The following is a 24,142-nucleotide window of genomic DNA, read 5'->3' as shown; positions in this document are numbered from 1 at the left end:
ATGGGTCGCAAGCTATTACTACAACATATTAATGTACCCGGCATCAATACCTTTGATGTTTATCGCTCTAAAGGTGGTTATGCTGCGGTAGAAAAAGCATTGAAAACCCTTTCTCCCGAAGATGTGGTGGAAGAGGTAAAGAAGTCGGGTTTACGCGGTCGTGGCGGTGCGGGGTTCCCTACCGGCATGAAGTGGAGCTTTCTGGCCAAGCCCGAAGGTGTGCCACGTTACCTGGTGTGCAATGCGGATGAATCGGAACCCGGTACGTTTAAGGACCGCTACCTGATGACCCACATTCCTCACTTGCTGATAGAGGGCATGATTGTGGGCAGTTATGCCCTGGGTGCCAAAACTTCTTACATCTATGTACGCGGCGAAATGATGCCGCAGATACGCATCTTAGAAAAAGCCATTGCCGAAGCGAAGGCAGCCGGCTTTTTAGGTAAAAATATTTTAGGCACCGGTTTCGATTTGGAACTGTATGTGCAGCCGGGCGGCGGCGCTTACATCTGCGGCGAAGAAACCGCCCTTATTGAATCACTGGAAGGCAAGCGCGGTAACCCGCGCATTAAGCCGCCGTTTCCGGCTATTGCCGGTTTGTGGGGCTGCCCAACGGTGGTGAACAATGTAGAATCCATTGCCGCCACGGTGCCGATCATCAATGATGGCGGAGAGGAATACGCAAAAATCGGTATCGGCCGCAGTACCGGTACAAAGTTGATTTCGGCAGGCGGTAACCTGAAGAAACCGGGTGTGTATGAAATTGACTTGGGCGTTCCCGTTGAGGAATTTATTTATTCTGATGAATACTGTGGCGGTATTGCCAATGGTAAGCGCCTTAAAGCTGTTGTGGCCGGCGGTTCATCGGTACCTATCTTACCGGCTAACCTCATTACCAAAACCATTAATAATGAAGCCCGTTTGATGAGCTACGAATCATTGGCCGATGGTGGCTTTGCTACCGGTACCATGATGGGTTCGGGCGGTTTTATAGCGTTTGATGAAGACCAGTGTATTGTGCGCAACACCTGGAACTTTACCCGTTTCTACCACCACGAAAGCTGCGGACAATGCTCGCCCTGCCGCGAAGGTACCGGCTGGATGGAAAAAGTATTGCACCGCCTGGAGCACGGTCATGGTCGTTTAAGCGATATGGATTTATTGGTAGATGTATCTAAAAAAATTGAAGGTAACACCATTTGTCCGCTGGGCGATGCGGCAGCCTGGCCGGTAGCCAGTGCCATACGCCACTTTAGGGATGAGTTTGAATGGCATGTAACGAATGGGGCAGAGGCAGTAAGCCGTAATTACGGATTAGCGCATTACGCTGATCCGTTGGTGAATGCTGAGTTAGCTTGATGTTACAAAGCGTCATTGCGAGGTACGAAGCAATCCTTGACATTAAGAGCTGTCATACAAATCAGACTTGCTTATCGAGGATTGCTTCGTTCCTCGCAATGACGAGTTCAAGAATTGAATTTTTAAGTTTTACTTAAAATATAATGAAAGTAACCATAGACGGAATACCCGTTGACGTTGAACCCGGAACATCCATCCTTAATGCCGCAAGGCAGATAGGTGGGGATATTGTTCCGCCGGCCATGTGCTATTATTCCAAGCTTGAAGGCAGCGGTGGTAAATGCCGCACCTGTTTGGTAAAGGTGAGCAAAGGTTCTGAAAAAGATCCGCGCCCTATGCCCAAGCTGGTGGCTTCGTGCCGCACCACGGTGATGGACGGTATGGAGGTGGAAAATATAACCTCGCCAGAAGTGCGCGAAGCACGTAAAGGCGTGGTAGAAATGCTGCTCATCAATCACCCGCTGGATTGTCCTGTTTGCGACCAGGCCGGCGAGTGCAGCCTGCAGGATTTGGGCTTTGAGCACGGTGCGGCCAAAACCCGTTATGAGTTTGACCGCCGTACTTTCGAGAAAGTGGATTTAGGCGATAAGATACAACTGCACATGACGCGCTGTATCTTATGCTATCGCTGCGTATTTACCGCCGATCAGATTACCAACCAGCGTGTGCACGGCATATTGAACCGTGGCGACCATGCCGAGATATCTACTTACATCTCCAAAGCTATTGATAACGATTTTTCGGGCAACGTTATCGACGTTTGCCCGGTAGGCGCATTAACCGATAAAACCTTCCGCTTTAAAAACCGCGTATGGTTTACCAAGCCAGTTGAGGCGCACCGCGATTGCGATAAGTGCTGCGGTAAGGTAACCCTGTGGTACAAAGGAGAGGATGTGTTACGTGTAACGGGCCGCAAGGACCAGTATGGCGAGGTAGAAGAATTTATCTGTAACACCTGCCGCTTCGATAAAAAGAAAACGGCTGACTGGGTAATTGAAGGGCCAAAGAAGATTTCTAATCAATCGGTAATCAGCGCCAATCATTACGAAAGCATGCGTCCGCTGCCGGTGGTAAAAACCAACCCGGTATTACAGGAAGCCAATAAAGAACAGTTTGAAAGGGAAACCCGCTTATAATGGAAATTGCAGAATTATTGATTAAAACCGGCTTAATCGTGGTTATCTTCCTGATCAGCCTCGTGGTAGCCATGTACTCTACCTATGCCGAGCGTAAAATCGCGGCTTTCTTTCAGGATAGGGTAGGCCCTAACCGCGCCGGTCCGGGCGGATTTTTGCAGCCATTAGCTGATGGGGTAAAAATGTTCATGAAGGAAGAAATTATCCCCACTAAGGCCAGCGGATTTTTATTCGTAGTTGGCCCATCGCTGGCGATATTAACAGCCTGTATCGGCTCGGCGGTTATTCCGTGGGGGCAAAAGCTGCTAGTAGGCGGCCATACGGTTGATTTACAGGTTACTGATATTAATGTAGGCATCCTGTATATCTTTGGTGTGGTATCGTTAGGTGTATATGGTGTAATGATTGGCGGCTGGGCTTCCAATAATAAATATTCTTTGCTGGGTGCTATCCGCGCTGCATCACAAAATATCAGCTACGAAGTATCCATGGGTTTGTCTATTATTGCCCTGCTAATGGTAACCGGTACTTTAAGCTTACGCAGTATAGCCGAGCAGCAGCATGGCTTTTGGAATGATGGCTGGTTTACCTGGAACTTCTTTAAGCAGCCGCTGGGCTTCCTCATCTTTATCGTTTGTGCCTTTGCCGAAACCAACCGTACCCCGTTCGATTTGCCTGAATGCGAAACTGAGCTGGTAGGTGGTTATCATACCGAATATTCCTCTATGAAACTTGGCTTTTACCTGTTTGCCGAATACATCAACATGTTCGTATCCTCGGCAGTAATGGCTACGCTATATTTTGGAGGTTATAATTATCCGTTTATGGATTGGGTGGCCGCACACATCGGCCCTAACTTAGGCGCTATTTTGGGCGTAGTATTGCTGTTTGTCAAAATATTCGCCTTTATCTTTTTTTTTATGTGGATACGCTGGACCATCCCGCGTTTCCGTTATGACCAGCTGATGAACTTGGGCTGGCGTACGCTGATCCCATTGGCTATTGCCAACATTGTGCTTACCGGTGTGGTAATCACAGTGATTAAACAATTTACGCACTAAATTTTTACATGGAACCATTAAGTAATAAGCGAAAAGTATTAGAAGCCAAGCCGCTCAACTTTTGGGAGAAAGCTTACCTGCCGGCCATTGCCCAGGGATTAAGCATTACCATGAAGCACTTCTTTAAAAAAGAAGTAACCATCCGTTACCCCGAAGAAAAGCGCGAATTTTCAGAAAACTATCGTGGCCTGCACTCGCTGAAACGTGATGAGCAGGGACGCGAGCGTTGTACCGCCTGTGGCCTGTGTGCCTTATCCTGCCCGGCCGAAGCCATTACCATGCAGGCAGCCGAGCGCCAAAAGGGTGAGGAAAACTTATACCGCGAAGAAAAATATGCTGCTGTATATGAGATAAATATGCTGCGCTGCATTTTTTGCGGCTTGTGCGAGGAAGCCTGCCCCAAAGAAGCCATTTATCTGGATGGCGACATAGTACCTACCGATTTTACCCGTAAAGACTTTATTTACGGCAAAGACAAATTAGTAGAAGCGCCCTTAAACCAATAAAAGAAGTTTTTATACCTTTGCCCGCACTTTAAGGGCAAGGGTTTTTTGTTTAGTGCCAAATCATGAGTACATTTTACTTTATCGCTTTCCTGTCCATCTGCTTTTCACTGCTGGTTATATTTGCCAAAAATCCGGTGCATAGCGTGCTGTATCTTATCATCACTTTCTTCACTTTCACCATACATTACATCTTATTAAACGCCCAGTTTCTGGCGCTGGTAAACCTGATTGTGTATATGGGCGCCATTATGGTATTGTTCCTGTTCGTAATGATGATGCTGAACCTGAATCAGGAAACTGAACCCAGCAAAAGCCTGATTGTAAAAATTGCCGGCTTGGTAAGCGGCGGCTGCTTACTGGCTACCCTGATTGCCTCCATTAAATCTTATGCAACTACGGAGCCGGGTGTGCTGCACAACGTAAACTTAGGGTCGGTTCAAAACCTGGGTAAAGTATTGTTCAATGAATTTTTGCTGCCGTTCGAGGTATCATCTATATTATTATTATCTGCCATGGTAGGCGCTGTATTGCTGGCCACCAAGGATGGCAAAACTAAAAACGTTACGGTATAATGGAAAGTTTAACTCAGGCTATTCAGATTGTTCCGCTTAATCATTATATTTTATTAAGCACCATTATATTTTGCATTGGCGTAGCCGGTGTGTTGATACGTCGTAATGCTATTGTGGTATTTATGTCGGTAGAGCTGATGCTGAATGCTGTGAACTTACTGCTCACCGCTTTTTCGGCTTATAAAGGCGATGCCAGCGGACAGGTGTTTGTATTCTTTATTATGGCGCTTGCCGCTGCCGAGATTGCGGTAGGGCTGGCCATCATTGTAATGATACACCGAAACACCAATTCCATAGATGTAAATATATTGAACAGGCTGAAGTGGTAACAGATAGTGGCCGGTTATAAGTAGCCGGTTGCAAGAGTTTGATACCTTACTAATATAAAAATTTGTGTTCCTGTAATCTATCAGGAAACAGGATACTGGCCTCCGGCCACAGAATAATAAGAATGGATAAATACATCTGGCTGATTCCTTTGCTGCCGCTTGCGGGCTTCGTTATCAACGGCTTGGGGCGTAATGCTTTACCCAAAAACCTGATTGGTACTATTGCCAGTGCAATGGTGCTTATTTCCTTTGGCCTGAGTTTGGGTGCCTTTTTGGAAATTCAATCTACCGGTCAGCCTATTAACGTTACCTTGTTTAACTGGATTTCGGTTGGTAAGGTACAGGTGCCGTTTGCCTTTTTGATTGATCAGCTGAGTGCTATCATGCTGCTTATCATCACCGGGGTAGGCTTTTTGATCCATTTATATTCTATCGGGTATATGCACCACGATGCAGGCTTTGGTAAGTTCTTCGCTTACTTAAACCTGTTTGTGTTTTTTATGCTGCTGCTGGTGTTGGGTTCCAACTATGTCATTATGTTTATCGGCTGGGAAGGGGTAGGGCTTTGCTCTTACCTGCTCATCGGCTTTTGGTTTACCAATCCAAGCTATGCAGATGCTGCCAAGAAGGCCTTTGTAATGAACCGTATCGGCGATTTAGGCTTTTTGATAGGTGTATTTTTAATCATTCAATACTTTGGTGGTGTTACCTTCAGCACTGTGTTTGCAAATGCCGCTAAAGCCGGCAGTAGTGCACCTATGGTACTAATTACTTTACTACTGTTTGTAGGCGCAACTGGTAAATCGGCGCAAATTCCGCTGTTTACCTGGTTGCCCGATGCGATGGCAGGCCCTACACCGGTATCGGCACTGATACACGCGGCTACCATGGTTACCGCAGGTATCTACATGATCGCCCGTTCACACGTATTGTTCAGCATGGCACCCATTACCATGAATGTAATTGCCGTAGTAGGTTTAGCAACCGCACTACTGGCTGCACTAATAGCCATCACGCAAACGGATATTAAAAAGGTGCTGGCTTATTCTACGGTATCGCAATTGGGTTATATGTTCTTAGGTTTAGGCGTTGGCGCATATACAGGAGCCTTCTTCCATGTATTAACACATGCTTTCTTTAAGGCCTTGTTGTTTTTGGGTGCAGGTTCGGTAATTCATGCCGTAAGCGGCGAACAGGACATGCGTAACATGGGCGGCCTGAGAGGTAAACTTCCGGTAACTTTTATCACCATGCTGATTGGTACGCTGGCTATATCTGGTATACCACCTTTTGCGGGCTTCTTTTCTAAAGACGAAATTTTAGCGCATACCTTTACTTATAGTCCGGTGTTTTATGTGGTGGGCGTAATTACAGCCATGCTTACCTCTTTCTATATGTTCCGCCTGATGTACCTAACCTTTTGGGGCAAGTTCAGAGGTACACATGAGCAGGAGCATCACCTGCATGAATCGCCGGCTAATATGACCATTCCGCTGATTATACTGGCGGTACTGTCAACAGTAGGCGGCTTTATCGGCGTACCTGAAGCATTGCATGGCCATCACTGGCTGGAGCACTGGCTTGAACCCGTGTTTGGTAAACCTACAGAAGCGCCCGGCGTAATGGGCCTAAGCCAGAATACTGAATTGGTATTAATGGCGGCATCAGTTACCGGAGCCATTATTGCCTTGGTATATGCCTATGTAAAATATGTAAACCGGGCTAACGTGCCTGCCCGTGGCGACGAAAACCGCCCGGCATTAGTTAACCTTTCGTACCATAAGTTTTATATCGATGAGTTTTATGACACCATCATTCGCAAACCGCTGGATTACTTATCAGGCTTCTTCTACAAGGTAGTAGATAAAATGGGCATTGATGGTATTGTGAACGGTTTGGGCGAGGGCTCGGTGGAAACCGGCAAAGGTTTGCGCCTGCTGCAAACCGGTAATGTAGGTTTCTATATTTTTATGATGGTGATTGGCATTATTGCCGCGCTGGTATATAGTTTAGTTAAAATTTAAAGCATCGTTTACTGCAACACATAAACAATGACCGTTTCTTTACTCTTGTTACTGCCTGTACTTGCCGCGCTGGTTGTACTTTTTATTAAAGGCAACGCTGCCAAAAACGCGGCATTGGCTTTTGCCCTGGCCGAGCTGGTGCTGGCTGTGGTGTTCCTGATCCAATTTGTACCCGATGCCTCTACCCAGTTTGCCGTAGATTATCGCTGGATACCTAAACTGGGTATTTACTTTACGGCCGGTATTGATGGGATCAATATCATCCCGGTAATGCTTACGGCTTTACTGGTGCCATTAATCATTTTAACTACCTTTAAGCATACCTACAGCAACCCTTCGGCCTTTTACGCGCTGATATTGTTTATGCAGGCCGGGTTATTACTGGTATTTACCGCCTTGGATGGCTTCCTGTTTTATATTGGCTGGGAAGTGGCGCTGATTCCGATTTACTTCATCTGCGGCTTATGGGGCGGCGAGAGCCGGATAAAGGTTACGCTCAAGTTTTTCATTTACACTTTTGCCGGCTCGCTCTTTATGCTGTTGGCCATTATTTACCTATACCTGCAAACGCCGAACAAGACTTTTGATATTCACGAATTTTACAACCTTAAATTAGATGAACATACGCAGGCTTATATACTGGCTGCTTTCTTTATAGCCTTTGCTATCAAGATGCCGGTGTTTCCATTCCACACCTGGCAGCCCGATACCTATACGGTAGCACCATCGGCCGGTACAATGATGCTGTCGGGTATTATGCTGAAGATGGGTATCTATGGCGCTATCCGCTGGATGATTCCGGTGGCTCCTGTATCATTTTATTTGTGGCAGAACCTGCCGCTGATATTAGCTGTAGTAGGCATTGTATATGCTTCCATCATTGCCTTCAGGCAGGATGATGGCAAGCGCCTTACCGCTTATGCCTCCATCGGCCACGTAGGCTTAATTGCTGCCGGTATCTTTTCGTGGACGATAGAAGGTGTGCAAGGTGCCGAAATACAGATGTTAAATCATGGTATCGAGGTGGTAGGCTTATTCTTTGTGTGGGATATCATCAGCCGCCAGTTGGGCACGCGCAGTATTAGTCAACTGGGAGGCATTGCTAAGGTAGCGCCGCAGTTTGCCGTTTTGTTCCTTATTGTGGTACTCGCTACTGTAGCATTGCCGCTTACTAATGGTTTCATCGGTGAGTTTTTATTGTTGAACAGTGTATATCAATATAACATCTGGATTGCCGCTGCTGCTGGTTTAACCATCATTTTAGGCGCGGTATATATGCTGCGCATGTATAAAGGGGTGATGCAGGGCGAAACCAATAGGCTTACGGCTACCTTTACCGATGTAACTGCATCAGAAAAAGTGGTGCTGGGTGTAATTTGTGCACTCATCATCTTTTTGGGCGTGTACCCGCAGGCGGTGCTGCACCTGAGTGAAGCTGCGGTAACCAACCTGGTTACTTCGGTGAACGAAAAAATTACTATGGCTCTTAAAAAATAATTTCGGGGAAGAAGTGAAATGAATACGCTGATTGTAATTGCTCTTTTGCCCATCGTGTTACTTTACCTGGGTTTATATAAGATAAAAAATGCATTGCTGCCGGTGGCTATTGCCGGACTGGCGGTAGCACTGGGCCTGGCCGTGCTGCAATGGAACAGCAACGCAGTGCCTATCTATAACGGCATGATGCTGTTTGATAACTATGCCATTGTGTTTTCGGTAGTAGCCATTGTATCTACCATACTGATATTAATGCTCTCTAAGGGCTACTTCGAACAGATTAGTGATAATGTAGCCGAATACTACGCCATTTTGCTGTTTGCATTGGCTGGTATCGTGGTGATGGTATCGTTCTATAATTTAACCATGCTGTTTATCGGGCTGGAGATTATGTCGGTAAGCTTGTACATCCTTGCCGGTATCCGCAAGCGCGATTTTGCGTCTAACGAAGCCTCATTAAAATATTTCCTGATGGGTGCCTTTTCTACCGGTTTTCTGTTATTTGGTATTGCCCTGATCTATGGCGCCACTGGTTCTTTCAACTTAGAAGGTATCCGCAACTGGGCGCTGATGCACCCGCATAATACAGCACCACTATTTTACACCGGTATTATCCTGATGATTGTGGGTATGTGCTTTAAGGTAGGTGCGGCACCTTTCCACTTCTGGACGCCAGACGTATACGAAGGCTCGCCTACACTGATTACCGCTTTCATGTCTACGGTGGTAAAAACTGCCGGCTTTGCCGCATTCCTGCGTTTGTTTGCGGCCAGCTTTGTATCCGTAGCCAGTTTCTGGTCGCCTACGCTGCTGGTTATTACTATACTTACCCTGTTCATTGGCAACTTTACAGCCTTATATCAGCAAAGCTTTAAACGGATGCTGGCCTTCTCCAGTATTTCCCATGCCGGTTATCTGCTGTTTGCCATTGTGGCTTTAAGTTCAGCATCAGGCAATGCGGTATTCATGTACGCTACGGCTTATTCAATAGCTTCCATAATTGCCTTTGGCGTATTACTGCTGGTGCAGAAACAGACCGGTAATGATAATTTTGAGAGTTTTAATGGCTTGGGCAAACGCAATCCTTTCCTGGCTTTGGTGCTAACTATTGCTATGCTGTCGTTAGCGGGTATACCGCTTACTGCAGGTTTTATAGGAAAATTTTTCATGTTCTACGGTGCTATGTCGCGCTATCAGATATGGCTGGTAATTATAGCCGTAATTAATGCCATTGTAAGTATTTATTACTATTTCAGGGTTATTATAGCTATGTATTTCCGCACTCAGGCCGATGAAACTGCGCTTACCGTACCTGGCTATTACCAGTTTGTATTGGGCTTCTCCGCGGTGATTACATTGGTTATCGGCATTTATCCGGGTGTGCTCACCAACCTTATTTAATCCGTAGCTGTTACTACAAAACCGTTTAATATTTGTAGTTTTACATTTACAGCACGAATGGATAGTATCTGGGAACATCTACGCAACCTCACCGATGCACAGGCAATTATAGGCAAAGGGGGCTTTTACCTGCTGCTGATAGTGGTATATGCTGAAACCGGTTTGTTTTTCGGCTTCTTCCTGCCCGGAGATTATCTGTTATTTATGGCCGGCCTTTTTTGTGCAACCAATGTACTGGATGTATCTATCTATGTGCTTGTAACAGGGTTAATTGCCGCAGGGATATTAGGCAACTATACTGGCTACCTGTTCGGCTACCGAACGGGGCCTATGTTGTTTAAGCGCAATGAATCTTTGTTTTATAAGCGCAGGTATGTTATCATGGCCGAAGAATTTTACCAGAAGTATGGTGGCATGGCTTTGGTATTGGGCAGGTTTTTTCCTATCATCCGCACTTTTGCCCCTATCTTTGCAGGCGTAGTAAAAGTTAGCTTTGCAAAGTTTACTTTATATAATTTTGTAGGCAGTGTAGCGTGGGTATGTACGCTTACACTGCTGGGTTATTATTTAGGGAAAACCTATCCGGGGCTGCACAATTACCTGCAATGGATAGTGCTGGGCCTTATTAGCATAACCACCATACCGTTGCTGATTGCCTTTTTTAAAAAGGCAGGTGTAAAACATACTGATGAAACAAACATTAACACTTAAAACAAATTATACCGTATAAGAATGAGTACTCAACATCCCTGGCACCAGGTATCTATGGGCGACAATGTGCCCGAAATTGTTAACGCTATTATTGAAATTCCGAAAGGATCAAAGGCTAAATACGAAATTGATAAGGAATCCGGTTTATTAAAGCTGGATCGTGTGCTGTTTTCATCCGTAATGTATCCGGCTAATTATGGCTTTATTCCGCAAACCTACTGTGATGATAAAGACCCGCTGGATATTTTGGTATTGTGTTCCGTAGATGTGTTTCCGATGTCGATGATCGAGGCCAAAGTGGTTGGTGTGATGCACATGGTAGATAATGGTGAACAGGATGATAAAATAATTGCTGTAGCCAACAACGATATGTCGGTTAACTATATTAATGACCTGAATGAGCTGCCTCCGCATGCCATGAAAGAAATTGTGCGTTTCTTTCAGGATTATAAAAAGCTGGAAGGAAAAAACGTAACCATTGAGCATTTAATGGGTAAGCCGTATGCGCTTAAAGTAATTAATGAAAGTATAGAATTGTACAATTCTACTTTCCCTGCATACCAATAACTGATTTAATGGCCCCCGAACACGATATTAGCCTGTTCTCTGTATTTCTAACCATATTTTTGGTTCTGTTAAATGGCTTTTTTGTAGCTGCCGAATTTGCTATGGTGAGAGTAAGAGGCTCTCAGATAGAAATTCAGGCCAAGGCTGGTAGCCGTATGGCCAAGGTAGCGCGGGGTATAATGCATAATTTAGATGGTTACCTGGCTGCTACGCAGCTGGGCATTACCATTGCCTCGCTTGCCTTAGGCGTAGTGGGCGAGGAAGTGGCCACCAACATTATGCTTCATGCCTTTAATGCTGTAGGCTTAACCATTACTTCCAAAGTAGTTATCAACGCCAGCCATATCATCGGCTTTATTATCATTACCGTATCACATATTGTTTTTGGAGAGTTAGCTCCCAAAACGCTGGCCATACAACGGTCTGTACGTACCGCCATGTCGGTGGCATTACCGCTTCGTGCCTTCTTCCTTGTATTCAGGCCATTTATCTGGGTGCTGAATACCTTTGCTACGTTTATCCTTAAATTATTTGGTGTGCAGGTAGTAGCCGGAGAAGAAAGCCTGCACAGTTCGGAAGAGTTGCAGTACCTGCTGGATCAAGGTAAGGAAAGTGGTGCGCTTGACCAAAGCGAGCATGAATTGATTAAAAACGTTTTTGATTTTAATGAGCGCGTAGTTAAAAACATTATGGTGCCGCGTACCCGTATTTCGGGCGTTAACATTAATACTGATAAGGAAGAGCTGCTGGAAACGCTGATTACTGAAGGTTACTCGCGTATGCCGGTGTATGATGATGTAATTGACAAAATTGTAGGTATCGTGCATACCAAGGATATCTTACCGCTTATGGTGCGCAAGGTGGATATAGAATTAAAAGATATTATCCGCAAGCCTTACTTTATTCCGGAAACCAAAAAGATCAATGACCTGATGGCGGAGCTGCAGCAGAAGCGTATTCAGATTGCCATTGTACTGGATGAATTTGGCGGCACAGCCGGTATGGTTACGCTGGAAGATATTGTGGAAGAACTGGTAGGCGAGATTCAGGATGAGTATGACGAGGAAAAACCTATTGTAGAAAAGCTGAGCGACCGTGAGTTTATTGTAAATGCGTTAGCGCCCATTTATGATGTAAACGGCCACTTGCCGCATGACTTGCCGGAGGATGGTGATTTTGATACCGTTTCGGGCTGGCTGGGTGAGATTTTCGGAAAGATACCAGACGTAGGAGAACAGAAGGAAGCCAACGGCTATGATATTACCGTGCTGCGCAAATCAGACCAGAACATTGAGTCGGTGAAACTGGAATTGCTGCTCAATGACGAAGATACCGTAGACCTGCATTAAGCAAAGTAAAGTATGCAGTTGTTCTATACGCCTGACATTCTACCCAACGCTACCCATTATCAGCTAAGCGAAGAAGAAAGCAAACACAGCATCCGCGTACTGCGCTTACAGCTTAAGGATGAAGTGCAGCTGGTTGATGGTAAAGGCAATCTTTTCTGGGCAGAGATTATAGATGCGCACCCTAAGCGCACTATGCTGCATATCAAAAAGGTACAGCATGAATACCAAAAGCGCAACCACTACCTGCACATTGCCGTAGCGCCCACCAAGAATATTGAACGCATTGAGTGGTTTCTGGAAAAGGCGACTGAATTAGGTGTTGATGAGGTGTCTTTTCCTATCACACAACGATCGGAACGGAAGGAAGCTAAGGTTGACCGTTTGAATAAAATAGTTACTTCTGCTGTTAAACAATCACTCAAAGCCTACCATCCGCTGCTTCATGAGCCGGTTTCGTTTCAGCAACTGGTTACCCGTCCCTTTACCGGTCAGAAATTTATTGCACATTGTATTTCTGGCGAAGTTAGAACTACCCTGCAATCAGCGGCAAACGTACACGGAAACTATGTTATATTGATAGGCCCTGAAGGTGATTTTACTGAAGATGAAGTTGCCCTGGCTGTACAAAACGGTTATCAGCCCATTACTTTAGGGCAAAGCCGCCTGCGTACCGAAACTGCCGCACTGGCGGCCTGTTTTGAAATTAATTTATTGAACAGGTGTTGATAAATTGTACCATGCGTTTGTAATGCACTGCTAACTTTTTATAGCTTAGTTAAAACTTTAAAGGTGAAGGTGAAGTACTGGGTTTATGCTGTTATAGCTTGTTTACTGTTGTACAGTTTTCATGCCCCTGCCTATAAGCTGGGCCGCCTGAAATACAACGGCGGCGGCGATTGGTACGGCGACCGTACCGCGCTTACCAATTTGATAAGGTTTTGCAACGATAACCTGAAAACCAATTTTGAGCCGCAGGAGGATATTGTGGAAGTAGGCAGTGCCACACTATTCAATTATCCTTATATATTCATGACCGGTCATGGCAACGTAGCCTTTTCTGACCAGGAAGCCCGCAACCTCAGGAAATACCTGATTGGCGGCGGTTTTTTGCATGTGTGTGATAATTACGGGTTAGATCCGTTCATCCGCTCACAAATGAAAAAGGTGTTTCCGGAGCTGACCTTTACAGAGCTTCCGTTAAACTATCCTGTATATCATCAGAAATATAATTTCCCTGACGGGTTACCTAAAGTGCATGAACATAACAACAAACGGCCGCAAGGCTTCGGGCTGATCTATAAAGGCCGGCTGGTATGTTTTTATGATTATGAATGCGATTTAGGAAACGGCTGGGAAGATTACGGCACCTATGCCGGCGACAGCCAGGAAACCCGCACCAAAGCCCTGCAAATGGGCGCTAATCTGGTGCAATATGCACTTACCCAATAAAAAGATATGCTTACCATCACCGCCAACCAGAAATATAAATTTACCATTGATAACACCAATGAAGGCATCGTAGTTAACGACGTTGAAACCAATGCCGATATACAGCAACTGAATGCACAGCTTTACCATGTACTGTATCAAAACAAATCTTATCGGGCCGAAGTGGTAAATATGGATAGAGCGGCTAAAACAGCCGAGATTAAGGTAAACGGCAACACTTATCACATTACCGCCAGGGATCAGTTTGATACCTTGCTGGAGCAGATGGGATTAAGTAACCTGAACAGTGCTAAAATAAGCGAATTAAAAGCGCCTATGCCTGGCCTGGTACTCAAACTGTTTGTGCAGGAAGGCAGTGAAGTGAAGAAAGGTGAGAACCTGTTTATACTGGAAGCCATGAAGATGGAAAACATCATCAAGGCCCCTGCCGATGCTGTAGTAAAAGCGGTTAAAATTTCTGCGCAGGATAAAGTGGAGAAAGGGCAGGTGCTGCTGCAGTTTGTGTGAAATCTATTTTATCTTAACCATTTTAGTGCGGCCTGTACCACGTTATCAGTTAAAATATTACTGAACTGGTTATTACTTTCTATTGCGATATCAGGCTGTAACTGTACCGGCATGTAATTTCGGTTTCTGTCGCCATAACGCGCAGTGGTGAGTAAAAAGTAAGTTGCACCATTATTATACCAATAACCTTGAGTGGAGTTCGTATAGCCAGCAGTAGGTGTACCTATCAGTTTAGTATGCTTTCTTAATTGTAAGGCAAGAGCTGTTGCCTCGCCCGAACTCCCTGTTCCGGGGCCGATAAGTACAGCTATGTTAACTTGATGCATAGGGGTAAGCGCAGTTTTGATGTTACATTGTACAATCTTGTCAATCATCATCTGCCCGTTATCAAAAGAAACAGGGTTAGTTGATTTTCGGTCCTTATCTAAAAATGAAAAGATAACACCATTATCAAAGAAAGAGCTGATACCACCAAGCATAGGCCTGAAGTTACCGCCACCATTCAGGCGCAAATCTATTATCCACGCTTTAGGGTGTTGCGTAGCCAGTTTAGCTATGGAGTCGTTAAGCAGGTTAGCCTCTCTATCAATATCAGGTTGAGTACCCACTGGCATAGATGGCATTAACAAATAGGCTACATCTCCCAGCATTTGAATCTTGACTTTTACTCCTTTCTTCCATTCATAAAGCAGCTCAGGCGAAAGTCTTTTTATAAAAGTACTATCATGCACTCTGAATTCGTACTTGTATTGTGCAAACATACCATGCCTGTCATTTAATTCCTTAAAGGCATCTGAAATAGCAACTGAAGTTTCAGCTTTGGTTTTAGCGCCTGCCGCTTTGTTATAGGTATCTTGGCGAAGCTTACTCCAATTTACATTTTTGCTGTAAAATGAATGTTGCTGCATAATCAGTAAGGCTGAATCTAAGTGGCTTTTAATAGAATCGGCTAATTGTTGGGCATTTACTGAAATGCTAATTATACAACTGATGCAAAACAGTATGATTTTGTAACGCATTTTATTGTTAAAATTGGTTAGCTATACTCAAATATAGAAAAAGGCTGCTCATTAAGCAGCCTTTTTCTAATGATATTTAAGCAATTACTTCGCCTTAAATTCTTTTGGTTTTTTAACACTGAAGTGCGGCTTGCCGCTCGGGTGAATTTCGGGTGCACCTACCATATTCATGGCGCAACGGAAACCAATTTCGGCACTAGCATCATCCTGGCTTAAAAAACGGCGGGTAGCCGGGTTCAGCCAGAAGGCCTGATCGTTCCATGAACCGCCCTTGTATACTTTTGAGTGATTATTTACCAGGGTAGTGGTGCCATACAAAGAAGTATTTACCGAATCTACATACCCCCTGAAATCAGGATCATAAGGTTTGCCTGCAATAGACGGGTTGGCAGCTGCAGTTTGTGTGCCCGGGGCGGCGGTGGCATTGGGCGCATTACCATTAGCACTTCCGGTAGTGCTGCCCTGTTGCTGCGCCGTAAACTCGCCCCACTTTAATTTACGGTTTGATTTTGCCGGATCTTTAATCGGGCGGCCGTATTTATCCTTTGCATAAAGCCCTTTAGCCGGATCGGCCAGGCGCTTGTTGGCATACTCGTTACCACGGAATGGGTTGAAATCTTCTACATCCTCAAAAGACATTTGGCGGTAGGTATCCTGTGTCCACTCGTTTACATTACCAGCCATGTTATACAAGCCAAAGTCGTTGGGTTGGTAAGCGCGTACAGGAGCGGTAATGTCGGCCTTATCGTTCAGGTAACCGCCTACACCCATGTTATCGCCTTTGCCACGTTTAAAGTTAGCCAAAATCATGCCCCGGGTCTTGCGTTGCGGCGAGCGCACGCCCATGCCGTTCCACGGGTAAACCTTACCGGCATTAATATTTTCAAACTCGGTATTGCCAGCCAGGCCCAGTGCGGCATATTCCCATTCTGCCTCGGTAGGCAGGCGGTAACCCGATTTCAGGATACCATCTTCAAGGCGCACGGTACGGGTTGGCCTGCCGGCCTTTCCGGTAGTAGCGCCGGTAGCTGATTTGGCATTCGGGTTCAAATCTGTCAGCATCTTTTTACCGTCGATGCCCTGGCCTTTAATCTGGCCGTTCAGGTAGATATCCGTGTTAAAAGGCTGAGTAGAAGCATTGGCGCCGGCAGCGGTTTGATTGGCGCCTGCCTTGCCATTGCCCGAAAAATCTTTCCAGTTGGCCAGCTGACCGCGTTCGCGCAATATGTTTTCATTCATGCGGTCGGTGCGCCATATACAATACTCCTGCGCCTGTTCCCAGGTTACGCCCACCACCGGATAATCCTGAAAGGCAGGGTGGCGGAGGTAATTATCCACATAGGGGTCGTTGTAGGAAAGCGGACGGCGCCACACCAGTGTATCAGGAGTAGCATTATAATACAACTCGCGGTCGTCAGGAAAAGTAATGCTGATCCAGTGCAGGTAATCCAGCCAGTCCTGATTAGATACTTCAGTTTCATCCATGTAGAAAGAAGCTACCGTAACACGTGTGCGGGTATTGTTATAATCGTAGGTAACATCCTGGTCGGCGCTGCCGCCTAAAACAAAAGTACCGCCCTCGATAGGAATTAAGCCGGGGCCAGGTGCCGGATGCACCTGCCGGAAACGCATATAACCACCGTTATTCTTATCGTTATATGCCATGCCGGTTTTTTGCGATTTCAGAGGTTTGCTGCAACTGCTCACCAGCGCCCCCACTCCAAGCATCACACAAGCGATATGTATAAAGTTAAACTTCATATAATTTAAACTATATCAGACAGTAAATATAAATAATATTATCCTTCTTTAAATCAAAATTTTGGCCTTGATAAGGGCGGTTGAGATTTGATGCTGTTAACGGAAACTAGGCTTTTATGTTACCTTTAAGCGTTATTTTAAAAAAAATAAACTTTGAGGAATGCAGCTACGTATAGAAACTTATATTTAGCAGCCTGCATTATTCATCATTCACTGCGCATGATTAAACTTATACCTGGTTTTAAAAAACTAATTATATATACCTGCCTTTGCTGCCTGCCCGTACTGGCCACCGCACAGCAGGTGGTTGGGCCTGGCGGAACCAGTACTAACGGCAGTAGCGGCACTGCTATTACCACCGCTGTTCCGTTTCTCACTATTGCGCCAGATTCCCGTTCCGGCGCATTGGGCGATGCCGGCGTAGCGCTTTCGCCCGATGTAAATGCCAATTACTGGAACCCCTCAAAGCTTGCTTTTTTGGACGATAAAAATTCAGTTTCGGCCACTTATAGTCCCTGGCTGCGCCAGTTGGTACCCGATGTAAACCTGGCATTTTTGAGTTACGCACATAAAATTGATAACCGCAACAGTGTAGGCTTAGCGTTACGCTACTTCAATTTAGGTACCATTAATCTTACCGACCGCAACGGGGCAGATCTGGGCAGTTACCGCCCCAACGAGTTTTCTGTAGGCGGCTCCTTTGCCCGTAAGTTTGGCGAAAACCTATCATTGGGTTTATCATTAAAATACATTCATTCCAGTTTGGCTAACGGCGCATTTTTAGGCACACAGCAAACCCGCCCGGCCAACGCGTTGGGTGCTGATATATCCGGTTATTACCGTAAGCCTACGCAGCAGTTTGGCAAGGATGCCATATTCGCCTTAGGAATCAACATATCTGACATCGGCTCCAAAATCAGTTATACTGATCAGGGGCAGAAATATTTTTTGCCGGCTAACCTGCGCATTGGGGCGGCCAATACCTGGTACCTGGATGATTATAATGAGCTCACCGTATTGCTGGATTTAAACAAGCTGCTGGTGCCCACGCCCCCGGTACGCGACAATAATGGTAACATCGTCAGCGGGCGTGATGACAACCGTTCTGTACCGGCAGGTATATTCGGCTCATTTACTGATGCGCCCGGCGGTTTTAGGGAGGAGCTAAGAGAAATCAGCTATGCCGGTGGTGTGGAGTATACCTATAACAAGCAGTTCTCAATAAGGGGAGGGTATTTTTACGAAAACCCCAACAAAGGCGACCGCCAGTATGTAACGCTGGGTGCCGGGTTTAAATATCTCAATTACCAGTTTGATGTATCGTATCTGGCCGCAAGCCAGCAGCGCAGCGCCCTGGCCAACACCCTTCGTTTTGGCCTGAGTGCAAATTTTGGAGGAATAAAGTAATATGGCTAAGATAAGAACAGGTTTCGGGTTTGATGTGCACGAACTAAAGGAAGGGCACCCGTTTGTAATGGGCGGTGTGCAGCTGGAGCATCATGCCGGCGCCTATGGCCATTCGGATGCTGATGTACTGGTACATGCCATTTGCGATGCCCTGCTGGGCGCTGCCAATCTGCGCGATATTGGCTACCATTTTTCAAATACTGATAACCGCTGGAAGGGCATAAGCAGCCTTATTCTGTTACAGCATGTGGTAGAACTGTTGAAAGAGAAAAATTATACCGTTGGCAACATTGATGCCATGATCTGCCTCGAAGCGCCCAAGATCAACCCGCATATCCCGGCCATGAAACAGCAGATTGCCCAGGCTGCGGGTATACCGGAGGACGATATTTCGATAAAAGCTACCACCAACGAGAAAATGGGCTTTATTGGCCGCCAGGAGGGCGTGGTGGCCTATGCCGTTTGCCTCATCGAACGCGAATAAAAACTTTAAATCTGGTCAATACGTATCCAGCGCATACCGGCAGCATCTGCCGCCTGCGTACCGGCCTGCCCGTCCTCAAACACCAGGCATTGGTGCGGTGGCACGCCCAACTGTTCGGCCGCTGCCAGAAAGGGATCAGGATAAGGCTTGCCACGTTCGGTTTCGCCGCTGCATACCAGTACTTCTATCAGGTGATCAATACCTAACACGCTTAGCGTCTTCATTACGGTAGCCCGGCTGCTGCCGCTAACTACGGCTATGCGCATTTTACCGGCGTGGCATTTCAGGTGGTTCACCACATAGTCAATGGGCCGCGTGTGTTCTATATACTCTTCATAAAACAGCTTGTACTTTAAAGTATAAAATTCATCGGCATCTAAAGTAGCATTATAACGGGCGTTTATTTTGCCAATTACTTCTACAATGGGCAGGCCTGCAAACTCATCTATAATGCTGCCATCCATCATTACGCCTTTATCGGCGGCTACCCGTATATAAGTGTCTTTATGCGCCTGCATATTATCAGCCAGGGTGCCGTCGCAATCGTATAAGAAGGCTTTAAAGTCGCCTTCGCTTAATTTGGTTAGCTGCTCAAGTTTTCCGGTATGCTCCATTGCCTGCAAAGATTTCAAAATATATGCACAATTCAGGTATCTTAGCTGTGTTTAAACATCAAACACTCCCAGCTTATGAAAAAATTGATTCTTTCCTTTATGCTGTTTTTAGGCTGCTATGCGGTAATGGCGCAAAGTAAAATGGCCTGCTGCATAAAAAAGCCGGGTGCTACGCAGCAGTTTGCCATGCTGGCTTCCACCGAAACCTTTCGCCGGGCGCATCTTAATCCAAAACGTTATCATTTTCAAAGTAGCATCGGGAAAGTTATTACTTACAAAACGCCGGATGGCAGCCAGGCTAATGCCTGGGAGCTGAAAGCCAAAAAGCCTACGCAAAATTACCTGCTGGTCATTCATGAGTGGTATGGGTTGAACGACTTCATCAAGCATGAGGCCGAAAAACTATACAACGACTTGGGCAATGTAAATGTAATTGCCTTAGACTTGTATGACGGTAAAGTGGCCGATAACCGTAATGATGCCGGTAAATACATGCAGGCGGTAAAGGAAGAACGTGCACAGGCGATAATTAAAGGGGCTTTGGCTTATGCCGGACCTAAGGCACGTATAGGAACGCTGGGCTGGTGCTTCGGCGGCGGCTGGAGTTTGCAGAGCGCTTTGCTGGCCGGTAAGCAAAATGTGGCCTGCGTAATGTACTATGGTATGCCCGAACAGGAGGTAGCAAAACTCAAAACCCTGCATGCTGATGTGCTGGGTAACTTTGCCAACAAGGATCAGTTTATCAACACCAAGGTGGTAGCGCAGTTTAAAGAAAACATGGAAAAGGCCGGTAAAACTTTATACCTGCACCAGTATGATGCCGACCACGGCTTTGCCAATCCCAGTAACCCTATCTATAACAGCGAAGCTACTAAGGAAGCCTATAGCTACACATTGGCTTATCTGAAGAAGCGGCTGTAAAAAGAGAGTCAAGAAGTAAGAGCCAGGAACCAAGACTTCAACAGTCAATATTAATATTGCTCAATTTTAGGATGAGATACTTTTATCTTGATTAGCGTCTTAATTCTTGCCTCTTGGTTCTTTCCTCTTTTTATTTAACATTGCACAAAATACTACCGGGTGTTAACAGCAAGAGCCAAAAAACTAACGTCGTGGCTGCTCAAGGCAGGCATATTGCTGTTCGCATTTACCTATATCTACCGTCAGCTTACCAATAAGAACGATCTGCACAATTTCCGGCAGCTCATCAGCCACGTCAATACGGTAGCCGTTTGGGTTACCCTTACGGTTGTGGTCATATTTATGCTGATCAATTGGGTGCTGGAATCCTTTAAATGGAAATATCTAACCCGCAGGCTGCATCCCATCACCGCGTGGCAGGCTATTGAGGGCGTATTTTGCGGGTTAACGTTTGCCATATTTACCCCCAACCGCTTAGGCGAATACGGAGGGCGGGTAATGTACCTGCCGCCACGCAAACGCATCTACGGCGTATTTGCTATGGCGGTAGGCTCTTTCGGGCAAAACGTGGTTACCAATGTAGTAGGGGCGGGGGCTATACTGTGGTTTTTGTACCAGTTTCAGCATCTGCAAAGCTGGCTGTTTGTGGGGGTGGCCATACTGGTGGTTGGCTTTATGCTGTTCTTTATCCTGTTCTACTTTAATATCCGGTGGCTGGCCGGCCTGCTGAACAGTATAAAGCCGCTCAAAAAATTTCACCGTTTTTTCGACATCATGCGCAAATACCGGCTGGCCGAACTCACACGGGTAATGGGCTTCTGTTTGGCCCGTTTTGCGGTGTTCTCCACCCAGTATTATTTCGTAGTGCATTTATTGATTCCCGAAATACCGGCCTATCAGACCTATCTTTTCGTATTTATTGTGTTCTTTGTACAATCGGCGCTGCCTTCTATAGATCTGCTGGATATAGGGGTGCGTACTGCCACGGCCGATACGCTGTTTGCTTATGTAACCCATCAGCACCTGGCGGCTATTGCGGCGGTGGCTTCTATCTGGTTCATTAACCTGATTGTGCCTGCGGTGCTGGGTTCGGTATTTGTTTTAAAACTAAAATTCTTTGATAACAACGTATAGCTTTATTGTACTGCTGCTTACCGGATTGTATCTGGTAGTGCTCATCTACCTCATCAGGGGCTGGGCTGCCCTGAAGCGGCCGAAAGCGGCTGCTCAAAACTTCAGCACCAGGGTAACGGTAATGATGGCCGCCCGCAATGAGGAAGCTAACATCAGGCATACCATTGAAGATATACTGGCACAACAATATCCCAGGGAGCTATTGGAAATTATTGTGGCTGATGATCATTCCACCGATGCCACGGCAACTATTGTGCGCAGTTATGCCGACCAGGGCGTAAAACTACTGCAGTTAAACGAGAGTGAAAAATTGAACTCTTACAAAAAGAAAGCCATTACTGAGGTAATCAAGCTATCAGCCGGTGAGTTACTGGTAGCTACCGATGCTGATTGCCGCATGGGGACGCAATGGCTGGCCAGCGTAGTGGGTTATTATGAGGCGGAGCGTCCGGTAATGATTTCGTCGCCGGTGACGTACTTTCAGGAGAAATCTTTGTTCGAGCGTTTGCAGACCCTGGAGTTTTCTTACCTGATTGGTATAGGCGCAGCCTTTATTGGTAACGGCCGTGCATCCACCTGCAACGGCGCCAACCTGGCTTACCGTAAAGACGTGTTCTATGCGGTAGGCGGCTTTAAGGGTATTGATGATGTAGCCTCCGGCGATGACGAACTGCTGCTGCAAAAGGTGGCAGAGCAATATCCCGGCAAAATCGGATTTCTGAAAAAAGAAGAAGCTATTGTTTATACGGAAGCCAAGCCCGATTTAAAGGAATTTTTGCAGCAGCGCCGCCGCTGGGCCTCAAAGTCTACCAAGTATAAAGATAAAAAAGTGGTGGCGTTGGCGGTGTGCATCTGGTTGTTCAACCTGTCTTTACTGGCAAATGCGTTAATGGGGTGCTTTAATATCTGTTTTTTAGAACTTTTTGCCTTTCAGTTACTGCTCAAATATTGTTTCGAAGCCGCTTTCCTGTTGCCGATTACTGCATTTTTTAAGCGTACCGGTTTATTGCCGCTGCTGCTGCTGCTGTCGCCTATTCATATTTTTTATTTTGTATATGTAGGCTTGATTGGCAATACCAGCAAGTATGCCTGGAAAGGCAGGGTAGTACGTTAATTCTTTGATAACACGGCTTTAAAAGCGATATTTAACCAGCTACGATACCACACATTGTTTTGAGCCAATCACTAACGCCCGCACAGCAAGCCTGGAAAAGCTTCCGCCGCAATAATACGGCCATGGCCGGGCTGCTTATTATTGGCTTTACCATACTGGCCGCCTTGCTGGGCTACCTGATTATGCCTGATGATACGCCCAACGCCAATAGCATGACCTTGCAGCTAACGGTGAAAAGGCCGGGCGCTAAATTTATGATGCTGCGCATCCGCAAAGCCGAACCGGTAGACACACTGAATGTAGTGCAGAAGATGCTGTTTGGCCAGCCGGCTTTTTATCAGGAAGTGCCCATTACCGGGTACAGGTTTCAGCGTGATTCTATTTTTGTGAAGCAATACATCAGTGATGAGGATAAGCCGGAATTCAAAGCGTATGCACTTGCCGAAGTAGCAGGCAAGTATTTACCTGAAAATAAAAGGGATGAAATCCTGCAAAGCCATATTGAAAGAACTCAGATTACCAGCCGCACCTTCTGGCTGGGAACAGATATTTACGGGCGCGATCTGCTGAGCCGCCTTATTTTAGGTGCGCGGGTATCTCTATCAGTGGGGCTGATGGCGGTAATTATCAGTTTGCTTATAGGCATTACCATAGGGGCAGCAGCCGGGTATTACGGCGGCTGGCTGGACAATGGGTTAAGCTGGTTAATGAATGTGCTTTGGGCCTTGCCGGCGCTGCTGCTGGTTATCGCCCTTTCTTTTGCTTTAGGCAAAGGCTTGTGGCAAATTTTTATTGCCGTAGGGCTATCCATGTGGGTGGAGGTGGCCCGGCTGGTACGCGGGCAGGTCATCAGCCTTAAACAAGCAGAATATATTGAGGCAGCACGCGCGTTAGGCTACAGCAACCTGCGCATTATCAGCAGGCATATATTGCCCAACATCACCGGCCCGGTACTGGTACTGGCTTCATCTAATTTTGCCGCCGCCATATTGCTGGAGGCCGGGCTGAGCTTTCTGGGCTTTGGTGCGCAGCCGCCCATGCCCACCTGGGGCAGTATGATTAAGGAGCATTATGGTTATATCATTATGGATGCCGCCTACCTGGCCTTGTTACCCGGCCTGGCCATTATGCTGATGGTGTATGCGTTTAGCATGGTAACGGTAGGCTTGCGCGATGCTTTTGACGTAAAATCACAAAGTGTGCGCATCTAATGAATATTT

The 24,142-nt window shown here is 46.2% G+C and carries 24 protein-coding genes; 21 read left to right on the top strand and 3 right to left on the bottom strand.

The window, feature by feature from the left end; all coding sequences use genetic code 11:
• The 15 genes from nuoF to ACY652_RS03610 all read left to right on the top strand — a co-directional run bounded on the left by nuoF (position 1) and on the right by ACY652_RS03610 (position 14,468).
• Positions 1–1,359 carry an NADH-quinone oxidoreductase subunit NuoF gene (nuoF, locus tag ACY652_RS03680; protein ID WP_462266620.1) on the top strand — a complete coding sequence of 453 codons (1,359 nt, stop codon included), beginning with the start codon at positions 1–3 and terminating at the stop codon, positions 1,357–1,359.
• A 143-nt stretch (positions 1,360–1,502) separates the two neighbouring features.
• The gene (locus tag ACY652_RS03675; RefSeq protein WP_462266619.1) at positions 1,503–2,495 is read left to right on the top strand and encodes an NADH-quinone oxidoreductase subunit G; all 993 of its coding nucleotides are present in this window, start codon (positions 1,503–1,505) and stop codon (positions 2,493–2,495) included.
• The gene (nuoH, locus tag ACY652_RS03670; RefSeq protein ID WP_462266618.1) at positions 2,495–3,556 is read left to right on the top strand and encodes an NADH-quinone oxidoreductase subunit NuoH; all 1,062 of its coding nucleotides are present in this window, start codon (positions 2,495–2,497) and stop codon (positions 3,554–3,556) included. Before ACY652_RS03675 ends, nuoH begins: the two co-directional genes overlap by 1 nt.
• Before the next feature lie 8 nt (positions 3,557–3,564).
• Positions 3,565–4,062 (top strand): NuoI/complex I 23 kDa subunit family protein, encoded by a 498-nt coding sequence (locus tag ACY652_RS03665; protein WP_462266617.1) that lies wholly within the window; start codon positions 3,565–3,567, stop codon positions 4,060–4,062.
• A 62-nt stretch (positions 4,063–4,124) separates the two neighbouring features.
• Positions 4,125–4,634 carry an NADH-quinone oxidoreductase subunit J family protein gene (locus ACY652_RS03660; RefSeq protein ID WP_462266616.1) on the top strand — a complete coding sequence of 170 codons (510 nt, stop codon included), beginning with the start codon at positions 4,125–4,127 and terminating at the stop codon, positions 4,632–4,634.
• Entirely contained in the window at positions 4,634–4,963 is a 330-nt protein-coding gene (gene nuoK / locus ACY652_RS03655) for an NADH-quinone oxidoreductase subunit NuoK (protein WP_462266615.1), read from the top strand. The genes ACY652_RS03660 and nuoK overlap by 1 nt, the downstream gene beginning before the upstream one ends.
• Before the next feature lie 122 nt (positions 4,964–5,085).
• Positions 5,086–6,987, top strand: coding sequence for an NADH-quinone oxidoreductase subunit L (nuoL, locus tag ACY652_RS03650; protein ID WP_462266614.1), 1,902 nt, complete (start codon positions 5,086–5,088; stop codon positions 6,985–6,987).
• A 27-nt stretch (positions 6,988–7,014) separates the two neighbouring features.
• Positions 7,015–8,484, top strand: a complete 1,470-nt coding sequence (locus tag ACY652_RS03645; RefSeq protein ID WP_462266612.1) for a complex I subunit 4 family protein — start codon at positions 7,015–7,017, stop codon at positions 8,482–8,484.
• A gap of 18 nt (positions 8,485–8,502) precedes the next feature.
• Complete coding sequence (locus ACY652_RS03640) at positions 8,503–9,885, top strand: NADH-quinone oxidoreductase subunit N (protein ID WP_462266611.1); 1,383 nt, start codon at positions 8,503–8,505, stop codon at positions 9,883–9,885.
• 57 nt (positions 9,886–9,942) lie between these two features.
• Positions 9,943–10,596 carry a DedA family protein gene (locus ACY652_RS03635; protein ID WP_462266610.1) on the top strand — a complete coding sequence of 218 codons (654 nt, stop codon included), beginning with the start codon at positions 9,943–9,945 and terminating at the stop codon, positions 10,594–10,596.
• A gap of 21 nt (positions 10,597–10,617) precedes the next feature.
• Positions 10,618–11,163, top strand: a complete 546-nt coding sequence (locus ACY652_RS03630; RefSeq protein WP_462266609.1) for an inorganic diphosphatase — start codon at positions 10,618–10,620, stop codon at positions 11,161–11,163.
• Positions 11,164–11,171: 8 nt separating this feature from the next.
• Positions 11,172–12,512 (top strand): hemolysin family protein, encoded by a 1,341-nt coding sequence (locus ACY652_RS03625; RefSeq protein WP_462266608.1) that lies wholly within the window; start codon positions 11,172–11,174, stop codon positions 12,510–12,512.
• Positions 12,513–12,524: 12 nt separating this feature from the next.
• Positions 12,525–13,238, top strand: coding sequence for a 16S rRNA (uracil(1498)-N(3))-methyltransferase (locus tag ACY652_RS03620; protein WP_462266607.1), 714 nt, complete (start codon positions 12,525–12,527; stop codon positions 13,236–13,238).
• Between the two features lie 105 nt (positions 13,239–13,343).
• Positions 13,344–13,961 (top strand): DUF4159 domain-containing protein, encoded by a 618-nt coding sequence (locus ACY652_RS03615; protein WP_462268208.1) that lies wholly within the window; start codon positions 13,344–13,346, stop codon positions 13,959–13,961.
• Positions 13,962–13,967: 6 nt separating this feature from the next.
• Complete coding sequence (locus ACY652_RS03610; RefSeq protein WP_462266605.1) at positions 13,968–14,468, top strand: acyl-CoA carboxylase biotin carboxyl carrier protein subunit; 501 nt, start codon at positions 13,968–13,970, stop codon at positions 14,466–14,468.
• An 8-nt stretch (positions 14,469–14,476) separates the two neighbouring features.
• On the opposite strand, the gene ACY652_RS03605 is transcribed toward ACY652_RS03610, so the two are convergent.
• Positions 14,477–15,376, bottom strand: coding sequence for a S41 family peptidase (locus ACY652_RS03605; RefSeq protein ID WP_462266604.1), 900 nt, complete (start codon positions 15,374–15,376; stop codon positions 14,477–14,479).
• A 195-nt stretch (positions 15,377–15,571) separates the two neighbouring features.
• Positions 15,572–17,248 (bottom strand): SUMF1/EgtB/PvdO family nonheme iron enzyme, encoded by a 1,677-nt coding sequence (locus ACY652_RS03600; protein ID WP_462266603.1) that lies wholly within the window; start codon positions 17,246–17,248, stop codon positions 15,572–15,574.
• A 219-nt stretch (positions 17,249–17,467) separates the two neighbouring features.
• On the opposite strand from ACY652_RS03600, the gene porV reads away from it, so the two are divergent.
• Together porV and ispF are read left to right on the top strand one after the other, a co-directional pair.
• Positions 17,468–18,655, top strand: a complete 1,188-nt coding sequence (gene porV, locus ACY652_RS03595) for a type IX secretion system outer membrane channel protein PorV (protein ID WP_462266602.1) — start codon at positions 17,468–17,470, stop codon at positions 18,653–18,655.
• A gap of 1 nt (position 18,656) precedes the next feature.
• Positions 18,657–19,139, top strand: a complete 483-nt coding sequence (ispF, locus tag ACY652_RS03590; RefSeq protein WP_462266601.1) for a 2-C-methyl-D-erythritol 2,4-cyclodiphosphate synthase — start codon at positions 18,657–18,659, stop codon at positions 19,137–19,139.
• A gap of 5 nt (positions 19,140–19,144) precedes the next feature.
• On the opposite strand, the gene ACY652_RS03585 is transcribed toward ispF, so the two are convergent.
• On the bottom strand, positions 19,145–19,753 hold the full coding sequence (locus ACY652_RS03585; protein WP_462266600.1) for an HAD family hydrolase: 609 nt from the start codon (positions 19,751–19,753) through the stop codon (positions 19,145–19,147).
• 75 nt (positions 19,754–19,828) lie between these two features.
• Here ACY652_RS03585 and ACY652_RS03580 point away from each other — a divergent pair, with 75 nt between their 5' ends.
• From ACY652_RS03580 to ACY652_RS03565, 4 genes are all read left to right on the top strand, one after another.
• On the top strand, positions 19,829–20,674 hold the full coding sequence (locus tag ACY652_RS03580; protein ID WP_462266599.1) for a dienelactone hydrolase family protein: 846 nt from the start codon (positions 19,829–19,831) through the stop codon (positions 20,672–20,674).
• Positions 20,675–20,833: 159 nt separating this feature from the next.
• Entirely contained in the window at positions 20,834–21,808 is a 975-nt protein-coding gene (locus tag ACY652_RS03575; protein WP_462266598.1) for a lysylphosphatidylglycerol synthase domain-containing protein, read from the top strand.
• Positions 21,792–22,922 carry a glycosyltransferase family 2 protein gene (locus tag ACY652_RS03570; RefSeq protein WP_462266597.1) on the top strand — a complete coding sequence of 377 codons (1,131 nt, stop codon included), beginning with the start codon at positions 21,792–21,794 and terminating at the stop codon, positions 22,920–22,922. Before ACY652_RS03575 ends, ACY652_RS03570 begins: the two co-directional genes overlap by 17 nt.
• Before the next feature lie 59 nt (positions 22,923–22,981).
• The gene (locus tag ACY652_RS03565) at positions 22,982–24,133 is read left to right on the top strand and encodes an ABC transporter permease (protein WP_462266596.1); all 1,152 of its coding nucleotides are present in this window, start codon (positions 22,982–22,984) and stop codon (positions 24,131–24,133) included.
• Positions 24,134–24,142: the final 9 nt, after the last annotated feature.

Origin of the sequence: Mucilaginibacter sp., from assembly GCF_965200995.1 — a bacterium.
Lineage (GTDB): Bacteria > Bacteroidota > Bacteroidia > Sphingobacteriales > Sphingobacteriaceae > Mucilaginibacter.
This window is presented reverse-complemented; position numbering and strand designations above follow the sequence as displayed.